The 20400-nt window shown below is 64.1% G+C and carries 20 protein-coding genes and 2 pseudogenes; 13 read left to right on the top strand and 9 right to left on the bottom strand.

The features are described 5' to 3' along the window. Positions 1-225 precede the first annotated feature (225 nt). The 4 genes from FZ033_RS22420 to FZ033_RS22435 all read right to left on the bottom strand — a co-directional run bounded on the left by FZ033_RS22420 (position 226) and on the right by FZ033_RS22435 (position 6280). Positions 226-1365 carry a reverse transcriptase family protein gene (locus FZ033_RS22420; RefSeq protein WP_149578291.1) on the bottom strand — a complete coding sequence of 380 codons (1140 nt, stop codon included), beginning with the start codon at positions 1363-1365 and terminating at the stop codon, positions 226-228. Positions 1366-1525: 160 nt separating this feature from the next. Then, a complete protein-coding gene (locus FZ033_RS22425; protein WP_149578292.1) occupies positions 1526-2815 on the bottom strand; it encodes a phosphoribosyltransferase-like protein in 1290 nt (429 codons plus the stop codon). A 312-nt stretch (positions 2816-3127) separates the two neighbouring features. Further along, positions 3128-5389, bottom strand: a complete 2262-nt coding sequence (locus FZ033_RS22430; RefSeq protein ID WP_149578293.1) for a hypothetical protein — start codon at positions 5387-5389, stop codon at positions 3128-3130. Between the two features lie 654 nt (positions 5390-6043). Next, a complete protein-coding gene (locus tag FZ033_RS22435; RefSeq protein WP_210247938.1) occupies positions 6044-6280 on the bottom strand; it encodes a helix-turn-helix domain-containing protein in 237 nt (78 codons plus the stop codon). A 159-nt stretch (positions 6281-6439) separates the two neighbouring features. Between FZ033_RS22435 and FZ033_RS22440 the strand changes: the two genes are divergently transcribed. The 12 genes and pseudogenes from FZ033_RS22440 (at position 6440) to FZ033_RS22500 (ending at position 17865) form a co-directional block, all read left to right on the top strand. Then, entirely contained in the window at positions 6440-7084 is a 645-nt protein-coding gene (locus FZ033_RS22440) for a hypothetical protein (protein WP_232847622.1), read from the top strand. Between the two features lie 301 nt (positions 7085-7385). Further along, positions 7386-7547: pseudogene (locus FZ033_RS24435) on the top strand (DUF3363 domain-containing protein); the annotation flags it as partial. Positions 7548-7652: 105 nt separating this feature from the next. Continuing rightward, entirely contained in the window at positions 7653-9101 is a 1449-nt protein-coding gene (locus FZ033_RS22455) for an aldehyde dehydrogenase family protein (RefSeq protein WP_210247939.1), read from the top strand. Between the two features lie 51 nt (positions 9102-9152). Continuing rightward, positions 9153-10157 carry a TRAP transporter substrate-binding protein gene (locus tag FZ033_RS22460; protein WP_149578296.1) on the top strand — a complete coding sequence of 335 codons (1005 nt, stop codon included), beginning with the start codon at positions 9153-9155 and terminating at the stop codon, positions 10155-10157. Between the two features lie 28 nt (positions 10158-10185). Next, entirely contained in the window at positions 10186-10743 is a 558-nt protein-coding gene (locus FZ033_RS22465) for a TRAP transporter small permease (RefSeq protein ID WP_188079642.1), read from the top strand. Continuing rightward, positions 10734-12017 carry a TRAP transporter large permease gene (locus tag FZ033_RS22470; RefSeq protein WP_149578298.1) on the top strand — a complete coding sequence of 428 codons (1284 nt, stop codon included), beginning with the start codon at positions 10734-10736 and terminating at the stop codon, positions 12015-12017. Before FZ033_RS22465 ends, FZ033_RS22470 begins: the two co-directional genes overlap by 10 nt. Positions 12018-12036: 19 nt before the next feature. Continuing rightward, complete coding sequence (locus tag FZ033_RS22475; RefSeq protein WP_232847624.1) at positions 12037-13170, top strand: zinc-binding dehydrogenase; 1134 nt, start codon at positions 12037-12039, stop codon at positions 13168-13170. 10 nt (positions 13171-13180) lie between these two features. Then, positions 13181-14386, top strand: a complete 1206-nt coding sequence (locus tag FZ033_RS22480) for a CaiB/BaiF CoA transferase family protein (protein WP_149578300.1) — start codon at positions 13181-13183, stop codon at positions 14384-14386. Beyond that, the gene (locus FZ033_RS22485; RefSeq protein ID WP_149578301.1) at positions 14383-15291 is read left to right on the top strand and encodes an HpcH/HpaI aldolase/citrate lyase family protein; all 909 of its coding nucleotides are present in this window, start codon (positions 14383-14385) and stop codon (positions 15289-15291) included. Before FZ033_RS22480 ends, FZ033_RS22485 begins: the two co-directional genes overlap by 4 nt. 7 nt (positions 15292-15298) lie before the next feature. Continuing rightward, positions 15299-16276 (top strand): LysR family transcriptional regulator, encoded by a 978-nt coding sequence (locus tag FZ033_RS22490; protein ID WP_149578302.1) that lies wholly within the window; start codon positions 15299-15301, stop codon positions 16274-16276. A gap of 79 nt (positions 16277-16355) precedes the next feature. Further along, the gene (locus FZ033_RS24690; RefSeq protein WP_408068506.1) at positions 16356-16640 is read left to right on the top strand and encodes a thermonuclease family protein; all 285 of its coding nucleotides are present in this window, start codon (positions 16356-16358) and stop codon (positions 16638-16640) included. 472 nt (positions 16641-17112) lie between these two features. Further along, entirely contained in the window at positions 17113-17865 is a 753-nt protein-coding gene (locus FZ033_RS22500) for a hypothetical protein (protein ID WP_149578303.1), read from the top strand. A 72-nt stretch (positions 17866-17937) separates the two neighbouring features. Here FZ033_RS22500 and FZ033_RS22505 read toward each other — a convergent pair whose 3' ends face one another. After that, positions 17938-18117 (bottom strand): hypothetical protein, encoded by a 180-nt coding sequence (locus FZ033_RS22505; protein WP_131833504.1) that lies wholly within the window; start codon positions 18115-18117, stop codon positions 17938-17940. Positions 18118-18185: 68 nt separating this feature from the next. Here FZ033_RS22505 and FZ033_RS24135 point away from each other — a divergent pair, with 68 nt between their 5' ends. Next, positions 18186-18362 carry a hypothetical protein gene (locus FZ033_RS24135; RefSeq protein ID WP_188079643.1) on the top strand — a complete coding sequence of 59 codons (177 nt, stop codon included), beginning with the start codon at positions 18186-18188 and terminating at the stop codon, positions 18360-18362. Between the two features lie 225 nt (positions 18363-18587). Here FZ033_RS24135 and FZ033_RS24695 read toward each other — a convergent pair whose 3' ends face one another. From FZ033_RS24695 to FZ033_RS22525, 4 genes and pseudogenes are all read right to left on the bottom strand, one after another. Continuing rightward, positions 18588-18896, bottom strand: a complete 309-nt coding sequence (locus FZ033_RS24695) for a LysR substrate-binding domain-containing protein (protein WP_149578347.1) — start codon at positions 18894-18896, stop codon at positions 18588-18590. 292 nt (positions 18897-19188) lie between these two features. Next, complete coding sequence (locus FZ033_RS22515) at positions 19189-19584, bottom strand: site-specific integrase (RefSeq protein WP_188079645.1); 396 nt, start codon at positions 19582-19584, stop codon at positions 19189-19191. Between the two features lie 418 nt (positions 19585-20002). Then, a complete protein-coding gene (locus FZ033_RS22520) occupies positions 20003-20218 on the bottom strand; it encodes a hypothetical protein (protein ID WP_149578305.1) in 216 nt (71 codons plus the stop codon). 5 nt (positions 20219-20223) lie between these two features. Then, positions 20224-20388: pseudogene (locus FZ033_RS22525) on the bottom strand (IS5/IS1182 family transposase); the annotation flags it as partial. Positions 20389-20400 lie beyond the last annotated feature (12 nt).

Genomic DNA, 20400 nt, shown 5'->3' on the forward strand with positions numbered 1-20400 from the left:
TGCAACCCGGTCCAGGACGGACCATATCGAGAACAGAGTCCAGTTATGAACGAGGGCAAATAGGGGGCAACGTCAGGATCTCCCGCAGCGATGACCGCAATGGCGTGGGAAGCGGACTGGCGGGTTCTGGAAGAAAAACGGAAAATACTGTCCAGCACGTGGCTCTGCCCGAAAAGGCGCGGCGACGTCAGCCCGGTATTGCGCTTTCCGAAGAACCTCCCTGCGCTATCGGGACCAGTCAATTTTATTGAAGTCTTCATAAAGGCGAGCCGCGTATGGCTTATCGGCAGCGTGCGCAAAAGCTATAAGCCCAGCCACATGCCGTTTTAAACCTGTCACTGACCGGAAGCCTCTTGCAGCGCAGTGAGCCTTTGCGCCCAGCTTAGGATGGCGAAGCGCGAAAATATGTGTCTCAATATTGTTTCGATACTTCTTGGTAAGCCTTGGTTGATCGCGGTCCACCAAAAGTCCAAGTAGAACCTTACGGTTTCCAGGTGGGGTGACTGTGGTCTTTGCTGGGTTCTCTCGTAGACCAAAATCGCGCACTTCGCGTTCCACCCGCTTGACCAATGCAATCGCGGCCCCTCGCCCGGTATGGTCCTTCGTTGAGAAGGCAAGGTCATCGGCATAGCGAGAGTAGACCCAGCCAGATTTCAGCCCAACGTTTTCAAGCCTGCGGTCCAGTGCCCTAACGACCAGATTTGCCAGCATGGGGCTGCTCGGGGCACCTTGAGGAAGATGTCCAGCTCCTCGAGATCGGTACCATGTTGATGGTGCCTCGAAATTCTGGGGCTCCGCGATATAGGCGCCTGGAAGTCGAGTGCACAGGCGTGCCATCTCGAAGGACAGAAGGGAGCTATACCCCAACGACCTGAAGACGAGATAGACCTGTCGCTCATCGATCGATTCGAAGAAGTCCTGGAGGTCCATCTTAATGAGCCACCGACAGCCCGCATGGCGTTCAGCCGCTTGGACTAGACTGCGATGTGGTGCAAACGCGTAACTGCGAGGGTGGGGTTTTTCTGCATTCAGTACATTTTGAGCAATCCAACGCTGGACGCGCATGAGGCTGGGCTCAGGTACACAGATTGTACGATGTCTCCGCGGCGCGTTCATTCCAACTCGGTGCTTTTTGACCTGGAAAACGCGATATGGATCATCTGATCTCTCGACGTAGTTTCGCAGCACAGGCAATCCAACGTCTACCAAATGTGCGAGATGCCCTAGTGACAGTATCACCGGCAAATCTATGTTAGCTTTTTTTATGCTGTCAGCGGCAGCGAGAGCATTGGCAATTGTTTCGTCAGATCGCCCAGCGTTCTTGGCGCCTTCGATAAAAGCCTGAGAGTCCCAAGGGTGTAGCATCTACCTTACACCCCTGTGGGGTGACCCATCCGGCGGGGCAATTTCGACGCAAGCCGAATGTGTCGCTCGCGACTGACCTGCCGGATGGGATACCAGTATGCGACAGCTCCATCTACGGCGACCGGAAACCCTGCCGCCACGGCGACCCGCCTTAAGCGGATCACCTTGGCCGCCTCGTAAGGCGGCGGTTACTAGATGACACCCTCGGGTCTCTCAGTTGCCATGGATAGTACGGATTTACGTTCGTGGGAATATCCGGACGTCGCCAAGGCGTCCGAAGTCCCTTGATTGCAGCCTGACCTGCTTCGGTTAGGTGACCGTCAATTGCCACCAATGCTCTAGCTTTGGCCCGGGCAATTGCGATGCGCACCTGATCGGAAGTGAGCCCTGTTCGTTCGCTGATCTCTTCCTCCGCGCCTTGTCGCCACTTTCCGCGAATTTGAGACAAGACCAAGTGCATCGTCGCTAAGTCGCTTCCTATGGTTAGGTCGATCGCAAGCCCGGCGCGTTCGATTGCATTCTCTGCTCGCTCCCCATCTGTGAGCGGATGGAAGGCGTGCTTGCTGTTAGGCGGAATTGAGCCTTGATACAAGGCCTGCCATCCGCCGCCGGTACCATGCACGATCAAGGGTGTGTTGTTCGGCAAGCCATACGTGAAGGCGACAAGAGCAGCACTACCCTTATAGCCACTTTTATCCTCAGCGGTCGCACCAGGAGGTCCGTAACGCGTCATGATATCGGTCCAACGTGCAACGAGATCGGCTTCGAAGTCACCCACTGATGGCACGGTAAATGCCGATTTCACTTCTGGATTGACCCTATGCCGCATGACCTCCTGAATTCCGCGTCGTGTGCCACAGGCGGTCACGATCGCGAACCTAATCCATCCTAACTGCCACCAAGAGCGTACCGAGGGTGACTTCCAGAACAGGTCCAACATCTTGTTGATGCGCGTGCCGGACCCAATAAAGTCGGTTACAATACAGATCAATCTGACCCCGGTTTGCCTGACAATGTCAGGACCAGGATGACTGGTGAAAGACCTTTGATTGCCCTTAATTATCTGAGCGATCACATTTGCTGTGGGCCCTTCACTTCCGACTCGACTAGAGCCCCGACGAGGCGCAATCGGTGCGACGCGCTTGGGGCCGGTGGACCGTTCCGTTAGTTTGCCGTGGCGGCCAGCGACCCATTCTTCGGTGAATATCCTGCCTGCAGCGAACTCTCGCTCGGCGTAAAGCCCGATCCGACTTTTAATGAATGGTCTGTGATGAGGCATTGTTTGCATGGCGATCAGTCCAGCCCGCTGTGCAGCGGCAACCTCTTCGTGATCCAACAGCACCATCGCGTCCAGCATCGCCGTAGCGGCTGCATGGTCGGCTCCCGTAGCGAACTGATGCAGCCATGACTGGCCGACTGCCGTCTCGGAGAGTGCCGGAACCCGCTTCAATTCTATCTCCCGCGTTGGGCCCTAAATCCTAAAGCAGCAGATGCTGAAAGAACGACAGCCTTCAGGTTACGACGAAACCAGCCAGAATGGCCATAATGGGTCGGTTGCAGAACGGCTGCAATCTGCATAGCGGCAGCCACAACCGGTCAGTCCGCTTCCGGCCCCGATTGCACCGTTCCCCTCCTGAGTGAGCGGCTCGTCAATCTGCCCCTACGGCACTTCCGGCCCTGCTGCTGAAGCGGATTGCCAACGTGGGAACACGCCATCGCGTAGCGCGGGCGGCGAGAGATTCGCGCATGGGGCGTTCTACTCTCACGCCGCCTCCCACACCTTGTTGAGAATCTGGGCCGCGAGAGCCGCCTTGTCCTGCGGCAGAAATCGCCCGTAGTGCTTGGCGACCATCTCCGGCGTATCCTGGATGGCGTAGCTCGCCTGCTCATAGGAGCCGGTCTTCTTCAGGATATGCGTCGCCAGCACGTCGCGGACATTGTGCGGCCCGTGAGGCAGCAGGCCCTTGATGGCGCCGCGGCCGGTGTAAGGGTTGTGGATGCCATAGCGCTGGATCGCTAGGCGCCAGGCCTCATAGAAGGTGTTCTGGCAGTAGGCGGCATCCTTGCTGGTCAACTTCACCGTCTTGACGAACAGCGTGCCAGGATCAGCGGCATGCTTGAGCAGCACCCGGCGGTGCCGGTCGATATAGGCCTCGAGATAGTGATAGAAGCCGCCGAGGTCCGGCAGGATCAGCCGGAATGGCTTGCTGCCAAAGAAGGACGAGTTCGCGTTCTTGAAGGCGACCGAAGGGATGAGCACCTCCCATCCATGATCGCGCTCGCTCCAGCGCAGCTCGCCGCGCTTCATCTCCGCGAGGCGGCGCTCCGAGGTTGGTAGCCGGCCGCGCGGACAGACGAGTAGCTGACGCAGGTTCTTCTGCCGCAGCCCGAGATGCAGGCCGAGCCGCAGCATGAGGAAGGCCCGCACCGCCTCGGCGGCCGCGCGCGGGTAGCGCTTCTCGTCCGGCATCAGCCGCAGGATCTCCTCAGTGATCTTGCGATACTCGGCGACCGGACTGTCCGCCTCCAGAACCGCGATGATCGGCTCGAAGGGGTCACGATGGATACGGGCTACGCGCTGCACTTCCCGTGCGCGGGCGAGGCCATGGCGATGCATCTGCTCGCAGGCTGCGTCCCAGTCAGCACGGGCAGCGGCAACGTCGCGCTCGGTGATCAGATTGGGAATAGGACGGATGCGTTCGGCCAACTGCGGGTTCTGCCGCAGCCAGCCTGTCTCGGCGCGAGTGAGCGCGGCAGCGATCCGCAGCATGTCGACCTCCCACGCGGTGTAGAAGCCGCGCCGACGCTCCCGCCATTGGATGTACCAGTCCCAAACGATCGGGAAGACCAGCAGACTGAAGCTCAGATTCTCCAGCGGCACGCCGAAGCCATGGACCGCGCCGCTGGGTGAGGCTGCCAGCGCACCGAACATCAGACCGAGATGCTCGACCTTCTGGGATGCCGTCTCCTCACCCCAGACGCCATTGCGCTGATAACCGAAGGCCGTCAGCGTCGCCGTCTTGAACCGGACGAGATCGGCCATCTCCTCGGCCAGCTGGGGCGGCGCATCGAGCGCCGCACTTGCAAGGTCCGGATCCGGCAGCGATCCATCTTCCTCCCGGCAAAACCGATAGAGACCACGCGGACGGGAGGACTGGTCGAGCAGGCCTGGAAAGCGGATCGAGTAGCGCTGCTTCATGGCGGCGGCCTGGAAGCGACGATAGTCGGTCGTTCCCGAGATCACCACGCGCTGTACCCACTCAAGGATCTCCTCCCGCTCCTTCAATGGGCGGCGATCAAAATCATGCGGCAGGTGCCAGGCGAGGCGTCGCCGCTCGGCTCGACTGATGCCGGCAATGGTTCCCGCCGAGGTGCAGCGGTCTCCATTCGGCAGCTTCGAGCGGAAGTAGCCCGGCGGGAGGCGGTAGCGCTGCTCGATGAGCTCCAGCGCCGCGAGACTTCGGGAGGCGCGCGGCACCTTCACGCCGCGGCGCCACAGGTTAAGTGCCGTGGCATCGACCTGGGCCGCGCTTGCTTGAAGGGCGCGGGCGAGGTGGTTTGCGGTGTCGCCATGGCGGCGCATGTGAAGATCGAGCGCATCGGCGAATGAGGGCGGGTCCGTCCAAGACCGGCCGTCGCTCTCAGGGAACTCGATAATGGGCTTCGCCCGAGTGCCGCGTCGGCGCGGCGCAACGTCGAGCCGCTCAGCATCACGCTGAAGCGTGCCCCTCTCCAAGCGGGACGGTGCCTGGCGCGCCGCGGCACGCTTCACCGTGACGTGGCCGCGGCGCGCCAGTTCACGGCGCAACGCATCAAGGCCGGGCGCAAGCACGGGGCCTGCGCGCTGCAGATCGGCATGATCCACATCGCAGGCATGAGCGATTGCGTGCCAGTCGTAGTCGCGCTCCGTCAGGGGCGGTGGCATGCGCACGGCGAGGAGATCAAGGAGCCAGTGCTGGAAGAGATCGGCGTCGCGGGGCGATAGGACGGTCGTGGCACGCTGCTGGCAGAATTTCACCAACATGCGCGCGAAGCTCGTACGGGGCATCGGCGGTCAGTGCAGGCACATTATGGAGAGGCGACTCGCCTCGATCAGGGGCGGCGTTTCTGCCGAGAAGCCCTCCTCTCGGCCACAATCCAGAAGTGGCAGGCCCCGCGATCCAAAACCGAGGGGTGATGGTCCTCAGGCCGGCATCAGACGGCAACAATGTGCGGCTAAGCGTTCAAGCAACAAGATTCCCGAGAAGCGCGCACATTGCAGGCGAGCAGCGCAATGTGTCTAGATCCACCAAATATTCTACGAAATCAACCATCCGACCGCCGCGCAATGTGCGCGCTTTTATCCTGCCATCAAGTTGCCCCGCCCCGTCGGGTCCAAACGAGATCACGTCACATCGCTGCGATACTATGACGGAGTGGCAGAAGACACGCCATGGACGCCGATCGCTACTGGCAGTCCGTCAAACCGTCCAGAAATACGCTACCAGACTGGTGCAGGGAGCCGCCAAGTGCGCGGCGAGTTCGCCATGGATCGTCATGCCCGACGCCACGCGGCTGTCGGTTACGCGCAACCGACCCGCGTAAGACCGTCGATCTTCGGTGCACAGAAACTGCAAAGGAACTGCGGCCGAACCGCGCTGAAGCCGCAGCGATCTTGCGCAGGAATTACGGACGAGGGCTATTCCGGCGCTGACGGCTTGCGGAAGCGCACACCTGCGCCGCCGCCATTCTCCGGAATGAACTCAATGCCGGCGCCTTCGAGAGCCGCTTGAATACGCTCAACCGTTGCCGCTTTTAATGCCTCACCGCGCTCGAAACGGGTCACGGTTTGTGTGGAAACGGCAGCCTGGTTCGCCAAATCGCGCACGCCCAAACCGAGAGCGGCGCGGGCCATTTTGCATTGCGCAGCATTCATATGAATCACGACACTGTAGTGATTTTTGATTGCTGTTGATTCATGTCGTCGCTATCCTTCTGCGCCTTAGGCGGCCGGACACGTGTTTGCCCCACGTATCCGGCCTGACCACAACCCAAGCTGCGTGGAGCTCGGATCATGGCTGATTCTGAGATTAGCATGAGTCTGTCCCAGCCATCCCGGAGGGACGTTCTCTCTGCCGCCCTGGTTACGATCGGCGGCACCTCCTTCAACAGTGCGGCTGCAGCCGCGCCGCAGGATGGCGGCGCAACGGATGCGGCTGTCCTTGCATGGAAGGCGTGGCGCGCCGCGCATCGGCGCACGCTCGCTCTGTGCCGGAAACAGCAGAGATTGGAATCCGAACTGGCGCGGACGGTTGGGTTTCCGCAGGCGGTTCTTGCTGCAGACGAATTGCCGTCACCAATGCGGATCGCCTCCCTGCGGCAATTCGATGAGCTTGCGGCCGATCTGCCGTCGCTTTGCGCGCGCCGTGACGAAGTGGTCGCCGCGCTGCGCACTCATCAACGGCTCTGGGACGACGCGGACCGCGCCATCGGCTACTCGGCCACACGACAGGAAGAGGCGGCGGCATCCGTCGATGAAGAGCGACTGATCGCGAGGCTCTTCGCGGCAGACGCCGCGTCACTGCGCGGTCTTTCAGGGAAGCTCGACGTGCTGATTGCCGTTGGCGCGGATGGCGCAGAGGGGCGGCATTTCCCGTGGCCGGAGCTGCGGCGCATCCGCCGGGATGTTGCGCGCTTGATGCAGCTGCAGCGTCACGATTCAATCGGCCTCACTGCTTGAAGCAGTACTCGCGATGCCAACGCAGAAAGTACGGACGCGGACGCTCAAACGCCCGTTGCTGGGCGATGGCGCGTCCGCTCCGATTGATGAAAGCACGCACGCCATCGGGATCTGGCGTGCCGGGAGATCAGCACGTCGAGATCGTCCGTCGGATTGATCAGCCCCCGGTCGAACATGCAGTGCGCGGCACGTGAATCGCGTCGGCCGGGCGATGGCTGCTGAGCGCGGACTTTTCCTACGCCCCTAGCGAAACGGGCGAGTATGCGACCGGCCGGCTCGCCGGCTCGGTCAACCTCCCAGCGGGCGCTTCGCCATGATCGACGAAGGCCTTGGCTTCCAGCTCGTGCCCTGGCAGCTCGTGCTGGAGAAGCAAATCGGCCGTCACATCTCGGCGGTCTCTCGCGACGGCAGCGTCGAGTGGAGCCTTGGCCGGAACCGTGCAATGGGGCTGTCGACCCACTAGCGGCGCCTTAGGCTGAGCCTAACGGGCCTTACGAGTTTTCAGAGTTGTCTAACGCGCCCCGCCGTAGAAGCATCGCGCCAATCTTAAAAACAAAGTTCTGGGAGGATGCGTATGGGTCGGGATCAGCTCTTCATCGATGGCCGGTGGGTGGAGGCAGCGTCGGGGACGTTTCTGCCGGTCGTCAATCCGAGCACGGGCGAGACCATCGGCCGGATCGCCGCCGGCGGCGCCGCCGACATCGATCGCGCGGTGACGGCGGCCCGCCACGCCTTCGAGACGGTGTGGAGTTCCATGGCGGCGCTGGAGCGCGGGCGCCTGCTCAGCAAGCTCGGCCTGCTCATCCTCGACCGGCTGGAGGAACTCGCACAGCTTGAAGCCGCCGATACCGGCAAGCCGATGAAGCTGGCGCGCAACGACATCCGGGTAACCGCCCGCTATTTCGAATATTACGGCGGCGCCGCCGACAAGATCCACGGCGACACCATCCCCTTCCTGCCCGGCTACCAGGTCATCGTGCTGCGCGAGCCGCGCGGCGTCACCGGCCACATCATTCCGTGGAACTACCCCGCCTCGATGTTCGGCCGCACGCTCGGCGCCGCGCTGGCGGCCGGCAACACCTCGATCCTCAAGCCGGCGGAAGAGGCCTCGCTCTCCTGCCTGCGCTTCACGGAACTCGCCGAGGAAGTGGGCTTCCCCGCCGGCGTCATCAATGTGGTGACCGGGCTCGGCGAGGAGGCCGGCGCCGCGCTGTCGAGCCATCCCGGGCTCGACTTCCTGTCCTTCACCGGCTCGCCGGAGGTCGGCACGCTGGTGCAGACCGCCGCCGCGAAGAACCATGTTCCCTGCGTGCTCGAACTCGGCGGCAAGTCGCCGCAGATCGTCTTCGCCGACGCTGACCAGGAGAAGGCCTGCGAGGTCATCATCGGCGCCATCGTGCAGAATGCCGGGCAGACCTGCTCGGCCGGCTCGCGCGTGCTGATCGAGCGCGCCATTTATGAGCCCTTTATGCGGAAACTCGCGGAGCGCATGGCCACGGTCCGCGTGGGCTTTCCCGAGCAGGATTTCGAATGCGGCCCGGTCATAAACCAGGTGCAGCGCGACCGGGTGATGGGCTTCCTCGAGCGCGCCTTCACCGACAGGGTCGAGGTCGTGGCGCAGGGCAAGATCCATCCCGAGGCGTCGAAGGCCGGCTATTTCGTGCCGCCGACGCTGTTTGGGCTGGTGCCGCGCGAGCATGAGCTGGCGCGCGAGGAGGTTTTCGGTCCGGTGCTCGCCGCCCTCCCGTTCGACGACGAGGACGACGTGCTGCGCATCGCCAACGGCACGGATTACGGTCTGATTGCCGGCGTATGGACCCGCGACGGCGGGCGCCAGATGCGCATGGCCAAGGGCATCCGCGCCGGCCAGATCTATATCAACGGCTATGGCGCAGGCGGCGGCGTCGAGCTGCCCTTCGGCGGCTTCCGCAAGAGTGGCCACGGCCGCGAGAAGGGCTTCGAGGCCCTCAAGGAATACACGGTCGCCAAAACCGTGGTCATCGACCACTCAAGCTGACGCAAAGTCGGCACCGACAACAAAAACAAATTCATCTCTAGGGAGAAAATCATGAAGAACTTCATCGTGGCGGCTCTGGCCGCCGTGACGCTGGCTGCCCTGCCGCAGGTGGCGTCGGCCGAAAAGGCCCGCCTCGGGCACGTCTTCGCCCAGGGCAATGCGGCGGACGAGGCGAGCCAGATCTTCGCCCGCCTGGTCAAGGAGCGCACCGACGGTAAGATCGACATCACCGTCTTCCCCAACAGCCAGCTCGGCGGTGACGAGGCGCTGGGGCGCGATCTCAGCCGCGGCGCGGTCGAGTTCGCCTTCCTGAACATCGGCTCGCTGACCGGCCTCGATCCGCTGCTCGACATCCACTATCTGCCCTACATCGCCACCGACTACGCGCAGGTCGACAAGATCTTCTACAACCCGCAGGGCATCCTCCAGCGCACGCTCTCCGACACGCTGGCCAAGCACAACATGGTCGCGCTCGCCTATTTCGAGCTGGATTTCCGCGCGGTGACCAACTCCAACCGCCCGGTGAACAATGCCGAGGACCTCAAGGGCCTCAAGCTGCGCGTGCCGGGCTCGGCCTCCATCCGCTCCTTCTTCGAGGCGGCGGGCGCGCAGACCGTGACCATGCCGATGCCGAACCTGTTCGTGGCGCTCCAGCAGGGAACGGTGGACGGCCAGGATAACGGCGCCAGCATCACCTATAATTCGCGCCTGTTCGAAGCCCAGAAATACATGACCCTGACCAATCATGTGTACGCCATGGGCGCGATCACGGTCAGCAAGCGCTTCTGGGACGGGCTCGACGAGGCCCAGCGCAAGATCGTGACTGAAGCCGCGCAGGAAGCCGCGCGCGAGGGCATCGCCCGCAATCGCGCCGCCACCAGCGCCTTCCTCGACAAGATCAAGGCCGGCGGCGTCGCCGTCATCACCCCCACGCCGGAAGCGATGGCGGAATTCGCCAAGATCGGCCAGATCGGCTGGGAGAAGCTGACGCCGATCTATGGCGCGGAGCGCATCGCCGAGCTGAAGAAGGAAATCGCCGCGGCTCGGGGCGAGTGAGGCCATGGCCCGCGACGGGACGGCCGCCATGAGCGGTCACGAACCGGCCTCCGCCGAGGCCGCGCCCCGGCGGTACGCGGTGCTCGACGCGCTGATGCGTGTCGAGCGGGTGCTGGCCCGGATGGAGAATGCCGTCGTCATCACGGCGATGGTCGTCGCCATCCTTGCCGTGGGTGCGTCGGTGGCGATCCGCACCTTCGACCTGCCCTTCTCCGACACCGGGGAATGGGCGATGGTGGCGATGTCGCCGCTCACCTTCATCGGCGCGGCGCTGTGCAGCCATCTGCACAAGCACCTCACCGCCGACATCGTCGAGATGCTGCCGCCGGGCCCGCTGCACCGCGGCCTCGACGCCATCGCCGCCGTGCTGTGCCTGGTGTTCGGCCTGTTCTTCATCGCCCTGGCCTGGGACCTGTTCGACTACGCCCGCTCCTCCGGCGAGACGTTGATCGACCTCGGCACTCCCGTCGCCATTCCCGCCGGCTTCATGCTCGCCGGCGCCGCCCTGATGACCTTCCACTCGGCGCTCGACATCTGGCGGGCGCTGGTGGGACGCGAGCCGGGAGGGTTCAACCCGTGGCACTGACCTTCGGCCTCATGGCCCTGTTCCTGGTGCTCGGCGCGCCGCTCGCCGTCACCTTCGGACTTGTCATCTTCCTGCAGATGGGCAGCTACGGCCTGTCCATCGCCGGGCTGAGCAACATTCCCTATGAGGAAATCTCCAGCTACCCGCTGGTGGCGATCCCGCTCTTCATGCTCACCGGCGAGCTGATGAACCGCAGCGGCATGGCGGCGGAACTGATCGCGCTCGCCGACCTGCTGCTGCGCCGCATCCGCGCCGCCTTCGGCTACATCACCGTCGCGGCCTCGGCGATGATGGGGGCCATCACCGGCTCCTCCGTCGCCACCGTCGCGGCGGTCGGCGGCATCGTCTCGCCGGAAATGATCAAGCGCGGCTATCCCAAGGGCTATGTCGCCTCGCTCACCGCCTCCGCCGGGCTGCTCGGCGTGCTGGTGCCGCCCTCCATCCCGCTGATCCTCTATGGCGCGACGGTCGGCGTCTCGATCTCCCAGCTCTTCATCGCCACCATGGTCCCGGCGCTGCTGATGGGCGCGCTGTTCCTGTTCGTGCACAACCGCCTGTCGCGCAAGGTCCTGCGCGGCGGCGTCGAGGGACGCCCCGAAACCGACGGGGTGCTCGATCCCCGCAAATCGCCGGCCCGGGTCGTGTTCGACGCCACCTCGGCACTGCTGCTGCCAGTGGTCATCCTCGGCGGCATCTATGGGGGGATCATGACCCCTACGGAGGCCGCCGCCATCGGCTGCCTCTACGCGATCGGCGTCTCGGTCGGGCGCCGGCTGATCAGCCGGGAGGGCTTCACCCGCTCCTTCCGCGCGGCTGCGATCACAGGCTCGGGCATCCTCATCATCATCGCCATGACCGGCATCTTCAACCGCGCCATGGTGCTGAACCAGGTGCCGCAGGACATCGCCATCTGGGTCGCGACCTATATCGAGAGCCCGGTCGCCTTCCTGCTGATGGTCAATGTGGTGCTGCTTCTGGTCGGCACCTTCATGGAGACCAACGCCTCCATCCTGCTGATGGGGCCGCTGCTGGCACCGGCCGCCGAACGCTTCGGCATCGATCCGGTGCATTTCGGCATCGTCCTCGCCACCAATCTGGAAATCGGCCTGCTCACCCCGCCCATGGCCGCCAATCTCTATGTCGCCGCCCGCGCCGCCAATGCCCGGCTGGCCGACATGATGCCCTATCTCGGCTGGTTCTTCGGCGCGGCGCTGCTGGGCCAGGCGATCATCACCTTCGTCCCGTTTGCCACGCTGTGGTTCCGCTACCTCTAGCCTCGTGTGACTCATGCCCTTGTCCGGTGACACAACCGACCTCGCCACGCTTCCTGAATTCTCCCGCGCCGCGGTCGTCCGGCGGTTCGGCGAGCCGGTGAAGATCGAATGCGTGCCCGTCCCTACGGCCCCGGAACCGGGCGCGCTGATCGTGCGCACCACCGCCTGCTCGATCTGCGGCACCGACGTGCACCTCTCGCGCGGCAACCTCTCGCTCGCCGTCGACCTGCCGATCATCCTCGGCCATGAGATGGTGGGGCGCGTGGTTGCCATCGGCGCGGGAGCGGAGCGCGACAGCGTCGGCCAGAAGCTCGCCATCGGCGACCGCATCCTGTGGACCCACACCGCTTGCGGCAAGTGCTTCTTCTGCACCGTCGCCCGCCAGCCGACGCTGTGCGAGAACCGCCGCGCCTATATGTACGAGAACATCGAGAAGCCGCCCTATCTGCTCGGCGGCTTTTCGGAATACGGCTATGTCCTGCCGGAATCCGGCCGCGTGCGGGTGCCGGATAATCTCGACGACGGCGTCGCCAGCCTGTGCAGCTGCGCCTTCCGCTCGGTGATGAACGCCTTCGACAATCTCGGCCCCATCGACCCGTCCGAGCATGTCGCGATCCAGGGCGCGGGTCCGCTCGGCATATTAGCCGCGGCTGTCGCCCGCGTCGCCGGCGCGCGCACGGTCAGCGTCATCGGCGCGCCGGAAGCCCGCCTCACCCTCGCCCGCGATTTCGGCGCCACCCACACCTTCACCATCGAAGGCACCACCCATGACGAGCGGGTGGCGGGACTGCGCGCGCTCACCGACGGGCGCGGGCCTGATATCGTGATGGAGTTCACCGGCTTTCCCGACGCCTTCGGGCAGGGGCTGGACATCGTGCGCAAGGGCGGGCGCTACCTCACCGTCGGCCAGCTCGGCACCGGCACGACCACCTTCAGCCCCTCCACCATCGTGAAGAAGAACATCCGCGTGCTCGGCTCCTTCTCGGGCGATGTGAAGTCCTACTGGAAAGCGCTGCAATTCGCCTCCGCCCATATCGACCACATCCCCTTCGGCAAGATGATTACCGGCCGCTACACGCTCGACGAGGTGAACGTGGCGCTCGAGCGCATGCATCGGCTCGAAGAGATTAAGCCGCTCATCGTGATGGCGTGAGGAGGGGGTGATGGCACACACGCATCCCTTCACCCCCGACCGGCGCGGCCCGCTCGACGGCGTGCGCATCGTCGACATGTCCCGGCTGGTCGCCGGCAACATGACCACGCACGTCCTCGCCGACTATGGTGCGGACGTCATCAAGATCGAGCGGCCCGGCAAGGGCGACGACCTGCGCAACTGGCGGGTCGACGGCGTCGAGGTGTTCTGGAAGGTCTATGCCCGCAATAAGCGCAGCATGGCGCTCGACATCCACGACGCGGAAGGCCGCGAGGTGCTGCTGCGCCTCATCGACACCGCGCAGGTGCTGGTCGAGAACTTCGTGCCCGGCACGCTGGAGCGATGGGGCATCGGCCCGGAGGCGCTGCACGCCCGCAATCCCGGCCTCGTCATCCTGCGGGTCTCCGGCTGGGGACAGACCGGGCCGTGGCGCCTGCGGCCGGGCTTTGGCACGCTGGTCGAGGCGATGTCGGGCTGGGCCTTCATGAACGGCCATGCCGACAAGCCGCCCACCCTGCCGCCGCTGGCGCTGGCCGACATGATCGCCGGCCTCTACGGCTCCGCCGCCATCCTCGCCGCGCTGCGCTCGGTCGAGCAGGGCGGCGGCAAGGGACAGGTGATCGACCTGTCGCTGTTCGAGCCGATCCACGCCATGATCGGCGCCGAGGCCGCGCAGATCCGCCTCACCGGCGCGCCGACCCCGCGCGCGGGCAACCAGTCGTCCCACACCGCGCCGCGCAATGTTTACCAGTGCTCGGACGACGCCTATGTCGCCATGTCCGGCTCGATGCAGTCCATGGCGGAGCGCATCTTCGAGACCATCGGCCATCCCGAGCTGAAGGCGGACCCGCGCTTCGTCGACAATGCCGCCCGCGTCGCCAACCGCGATGCGCTCGACGCCATCATCGCCGCCTTCATCGCGACGCGGACCCAGGCCGAAAATCTCGCTCTGTTCGAGGCCGCCGGCGTCACGGTGGGGCCGGTCTGCTCGGTCGCCGACCTGCTCGAACACCCCTATGTGCTCGGCCGCGAGGCCATCGTCGAGGTCGCGGACCGCGATCTCGGCTCGCTGCCGATGCACAACATCATTCCCCGCTTCTCCGCCACGCCGGGCGCCTTCCGCCGGCCGGCCCCCGATATCGGCGAGCACAATGAGGAAATCCGGCGCGAGCTGGGCCTCGGTGCCCGTCCCAAGGCTGTCGAGGTCTCTTCATGAATGCCCCCGCCTGGCGCTCCATGCTGTTCGTTCCCGTGCTCAATGAGCGCTTCCTCGCCCGTGCCGCCGAGCGCGGCGCCGACGCGATCCAGCTCGACCTCGAGGACGCCATCCCCCCAAGCCAGAAGGAAGAGGCCCGAAGCGCCGTTCCCGCCGCCGCCGCGCGCCTTGCGCGGCAGGGGCTGGACGTGGTCGTGCGCATCAACCGCCCCTGGCGGCAGGCGCTGGCCGATATTGAGGCCTCGGTCGGGCCGGATGTGTGCTGCCTGACCCTGCCCAAGGTGCCCGACGCCTCGCATGTGCGCACCATCGCCGAGATCCTCGACGAGCTGGAGCGCGAGCGCGGACTGCCCGTGGGCCATACGCGCCTCGTCGTCATGATCGAGACGGCGGAGGGGCTGCTCAACATGGCCGCGATCGCCGCCGCCCATCCCCGCATCGCCGGCCTGATCGTCGGTGCCGAGGACCTCGCTTTGTCGCTCGGCGCCGCGCCAACCTATGACACGCTGTACATCCACAACGCCCAGGCGGTGGTGGCCGCGCGCGCGGCCGGCATCCACCCCATCGGCTTCGTCGGCACGGTGGCCGATTATGCCGATACCGAGAAGTTCCGGCGCACCATCACCCAGGCACGCGAAATGGGCTTCACCGGCGGCTTCTGCATCCATCCGAGCCAGGTGCCGATCATGAACGAGGTGTTTGCGCCCTCGCCGGCGGAAGTGGACTGGGCCCGCGGCGCGCTGGAGGTGTTCGACGAGGCGCTCGCCAAGGGGCTCGGCGCCGTGACCTATCGCGGCGCCATGCTCGACCTGCCGGTGGCCGATCGCGCCCGCGCCATCCTTGCCCGCAGCGACGCGGTGGCGCAGATGAGGGCGAACAGGGCGGAGGTCGCCCTGCAGGCCTGACGGTGCCATGGACCTACGCGATCTCCGGGTCTTCGTGACCATTGCCGAAACCGGCTCGCTCGCTGCGGCCGGCAAGGTGCTGCATATGAGCTCGCCCTCGCTTAGCGCGCGGCTGAAGGACCTTGAGGACGAGCTGGGCACCGTGCTGTTCGAGCGCTGGGCGCGCGGGCTGATGCCGACCGAGCAGGGCCGTGAGTTCCAGACCCACGCCTATGCTATCCTGAAGCAGGCGGAGGATGCCAAGGCCAGCATGCTCAGCCGCGACAAGCCGCCAATCGGCACGGTCCGGTTCGGCGTACCCGGCTCGCTGGTCGGGCTCCTAACGGTGCGGCTGATCGAATCCTGCCTAGATCGCCTGCCCCAGGTGCGGCTGCGGGTCGTGGAGAGTATGTCGGGCTACATCGCCAATTGGCTGCGCGAAGGCACGCTGGACGCGGCGATCATCTTCGGCGGTGGCGCTGCTAATGACCGGAGCGCCTCGCTGCAGGCGATCGCCGAAGAGGACCTTTATATCGGCACCTATGATGTGCCGTCCATTGCCCCGTATCTGACCGACAAGGGCGAGATTCGGATGCGCGATGTCCGACATCTGCGTCTCGTCATGCCAGGTCCGGAGCATGGGCTTCGGCTTCTGGTTGAGGCCACGGCGCGACGCCATTCCGTGCCGCTCAACGTGGTGATGGAAGTCGATGCATCGCCACAGATCTTCGCGCTCATCCGTCGCGGGCATGGCGCCACGATCTGCTCGCTGGCGGCCCGGCATCCCGGTTCGATGGTGAGTTCGGCGGATAACGGGCAACTCCACACCTTCCGGGTCGTCGAACCCGGCTTCAGGCGCACCGTGTATCTTGCCACGCCCCTCAACCGCCCCTCGTCGCGCGCCACCCTCGCCGTAGCCCAGCTGGCGGTGGAAACACTCTTGGCGTCCGCCGCATCCGACGAATGGAAAGCCCGGCGCATACCGAACGGCGCTTCAGGCTTTTAGAGCAGCCCTGGGAAGACACTTATGTGTTGGGCCGCCGAGAGGCTTTGCCTCTTCTCCGCCCTTATGCAGGTCGTTGCACTTGGGGCAGGCGACCGCAATTGACGGCGGCACCCTGGAGATCCACGCTGAGCGTATCCGCCTGCACGGGATCGATGCGCCAGAGAGTAGCCAAGTCTGCCAGCGAGCCAACGGCACGGAGTACCGCTGTGGCCAGGTCGCAGCTCTCGCCCTGGCAGATTGGCTCGCCCGCGCGGCGGTCTCCTGCCGACAGACAGACGTTGACCGATGGAAGCGGGCGATAGCAGTCTGCACCGCTCGCGGGGAGGACGTGGCGCATGGCTCGTCACGTCTGGGCACGCGCTAGCCTTCAGGCGTTACAGTCTCGAGTATGTCGCGGATGAAGGGGCCGCGAGAGTGGCGGGGCGCGGCGTCTGGCAGGGCCGTTTTGTGATGCCTTGGGAATGGCGCCAGGGGGCGCGTTAGCAATGCCGAGCGGATACGAGAATTCCGACGACTATGGTGGTCCCGAACCGGGGTGGAGCGGCATGCGGGCTGTTGTCCTGCTGGTAGCCCTCATAGTGGTTGCCGCTTTCGTGGTGCGTCAGTGGCAATGACTGGTGCCGGCTCTTCGGTCCATGTTGGAGCACTGGCCTGGCGGCGAGCCTTTCCGGCAGCCGCCCCCGTGCGCGGCGGCGACCTGCATCAGCGCCAACATTATTCCGACGTTCAACAGGATGCGTATCGCCATCTTCCCCAAAGGCAACTTCGCCTACTCATAGCACCTCGACTCTCGATTGCAGATAGGTCAGCATCTCGCTCGGGTTGGGGAGAGTTCGATGAGATTTGCGTTCGTGCTGGCGGCACCGCTGGCGCTGTTGGGGTGCGTCACTACCGAGAAGGCTTACTTCAAGCCCTCGGTTGGTCAAGAGGCGATTGTTAGGGATGGCAACGCCGCTATCGTTTCAAAGAAGCCCCGTTCCATTGTGATGGTTCGACCGGCGCAGCGCGAGATGACCCCAGGTGGTCGGCCGGTTTATGTCGTCGCGGCATATAATGACGGTCCAAATTCGACCTTGTTGTCTGTGAGCGGTATCACGGTCGAGCAGATGGCCAACGGCCAACCAATCGGGGAACTTAAAGTCTTCACCTACGAGGATTTGGTACGTGAAGAGCAGGCGCGCCAAGTCATGGCGGCGATCCTGGTAGGTGTGGCCGCTGGCGCAAACTCAGCGGCTGCTTCCAATGCCGGCTATTACAATAGTCAGTCGACGGTCTACACGCCGCGCGGAACGGCGACGGTCTACACATCGGGATATAGCCCCGCTGCCGCATCGATTGCTCGCACCACTGCGGCCTACGAAAACGCGGCGATGACATCCGCTGTGATCGAGCGCGGTCAGCAGAACATGGCAGCCCTTGAGAACCAAGTGTTGAAGGACAACACCGTCATGCCAGGCGAATGGGTCGGCGGACAGGTGCACATCGCTCCTCCCGCCAACAACGAGGCCGGGAAAGAGTACCGAATGACCGTCGTGGTGGGGTCGGACGTGCATCAGATCGACGTCGCCCAGAAGGCCTCGGGAAGCTAGCCACCGGTGGCGGCGCGCGTGCGAAGAGGGCTGGCGCGAAGCCAAGCTCCGCTGACCCTACGGTCGTGGCATTCACCGGAGCTTGGCGATCCCTATGCCATCGAGCTTCGCGCGGTCCTTGATGGATTCTTCGCTACGCGTCATCGCTTTTGAAATCGCCCTGAGCGCCATGCCTTTCTTGGCAAGGAGCTTCAGCTTTTCCAACTCCTCATAGGTCCAAGGCTGACGGTGCCGTTCAAATCGTTCGGCCATAGGTGCTCCTATTCCGCCGGGCCCGACCTCGGCGATTCGGCCAACTTATACCAGCGTTGGCAGCGAACATGTCGCGCGTCCGTCGCCCACAGCTCATCGAGAACGTCGCCGAGGATCTGATGCTCCTTCTCGAAGAAACTGGCAGGGATACGGACGTGGGAGCGTTCGGGACGACCGCCTACGCGATGCTGAATTCAGAACCCCTGCGCAATCTTGCGCAGGGTGCCGCCTTTGATTTCTTTTGATTAAATTCAAAGCTCCGAATCGCAGTGCGCCAGATGAAACGCCGCGAACTGCTGCCTTCCGAGGTCACACCTTATAAATACATTTATAGAATTCTTGTTGCTATCGATGTCGGAAATATAATCTCCAGATTTCTGCATATTTGCAATCACACGTTATGGACATTTATAAAGTTGTTGGCGGCCCTGCGGATTTCGTCCAGGCATCTCGCGGCGATAACCATTCGTTCAACGTGAGGGTGTAACAACAGGTTCAACCATGCACTGCCGGACAAAGCCGTGAAGCCAGTCGCGTAGTGCCGAGATGGCCGAGTCATTCCATCGGCGGGCTGGTGCGATGAAATAGTAAGCGCCCAGCCGGACATCGGCCCGGCATACCTCGACCAACTCGCCGGACGCGAGCAACTCGCCGGCCATGAGATCGCTCACCAGAGCCACGCCTTGCCCTAGCCTTGCCGCCTCCACGGCGAGATGCCCGTGCCACAGCTTTGGCCCCTTCAGTGGGGGAACGCTGACGACCCCGGCATGCTCCAGCAGTACAGGGGACTGTACGGCGGGTAGGGGCGGGCGAAGTCAGCGTGTGTTGATGCTGTTTTGTGCCAGCCCATTTCGCTATCTTGACGTCTATCACGATCGTTGGCCGGCGATGTAGCAGCTGCGGCTGTGGCGTGCGTCACAAAAATTGCCTGCACTTCCGAGGCCTACTAAAACCATTCGAACTCAATAACATAGGTGTTCGCAGTTTCGCCTTGGTCGGCGCGCCATCACTTAGGCCTAAATCGTGGCCGAAAGTTCCCCATCAAATTCCCCATCCCGTTCCCGGCTGGGTTCATGCCTCGTTCTTGCGGCTCGCGACTCGCAGCTGGGCGACGCGGGCGGTTTTCTTGAGCATCCCCCGGTCATAGCCTTGCGTCGTCGATAGCTGCGTGTGCCCAGCGGCGTTCATCACGTCGTTTGGCTGGGCCCCGGCGTCGAGAGCTTCCGTAACGGCGCTGGCCCGCGCATCCATGTTCCACACCTCGTCTGGTATGCCGGCCTTCCGCGCAAGGATGCGGTACCACTTCGTGTAGACCCGTCGCTTGTAGGGCAGGCCGGTTTCCTCGTTGATCACGAGAGGACCGATGCGACGGCCGGCGGGAATGCGCTCCAACTCGGCGCGCGTATCGGGGAGCTGTGCCAGATCGTGCTCTACGACCTTCCCGGTCTTGCTGGTCTTCTTCCGCAACACCGTGCCGGAGATGTGGCTGAAGGCGAGCCCATCGCTCCAGCGATGGGGCGATGCGCTTCCAGTCGCTCACGCGGCCGGGGCCGAGCACGGCGCGCGCGATATCCACCTCGTCCGGGAACAGTGGCATGTCAGCGCGTGGGCCATATCTCACCTCATCGACTTGAGCGCGCCATGGATCGCCGCTTGCACCTCTTCGGCGCCCTGGCGGTAGGCTGCAGATCCGTGTGGCGGGACGAACCGCCCGTCGCAGAGCGCGCGGGCCTCAGCGAAGGCCGCCGCACGGCCGCGAGCCTCTGCCGACGCCAGCTCCTTGCCGCGCAGCTGTGGACCTCGGCCCAACGTGTGGATCCGCGAGCCCAGCCGCGGCGATCCGTGATGCGCTCGGCCGCGAGGGCGGAGGTAGGGGCCGCTGCCATCACGCAGTGCTTTCGGCGGGGACGGCTTCCCGCCCGGCTTCGGTCGCGATGAAGGCCTTCCCCGCTCGCTCGACGTAGCCATGCGCCTCCAAGCGCTTGGCGCATTCGTACATCCATGGCCCGGCGGTCATGGGGGAGCCGTCTGCATTGGTCGTTGTGCCGTGCACGAGGTGGCGCAGAAGGTCGCTTTCGGGTTGGGTGAGATCATCGCTCATGATTAGCCCCGGTCCTCGGAGTAGATGTCGAGGATGGCGGAGAGATCGAGGCCCTCGCGCACCGTGTCCCGAACGAAATGCGCCTGGTGACCCGACGGCACGAAATCATGCACCGAAGCCGGCAGAAGCCAGCTTTGGTCAAGCTCCCACGAGCGAAACGTCTTGGCCATGTGTCAATGAAT

Source organism: Xanthobacter oligotrophicus (genome assembly GCF_008364685.1).
Taxonomy (GTDB): domain Bacteria; phylum Pseudomonadota; class Alphaproteobacteria; order Rhizobiales; family Xanthobacteraceae; genus Xanthobacter; species Xanthobacter oligotrophicus.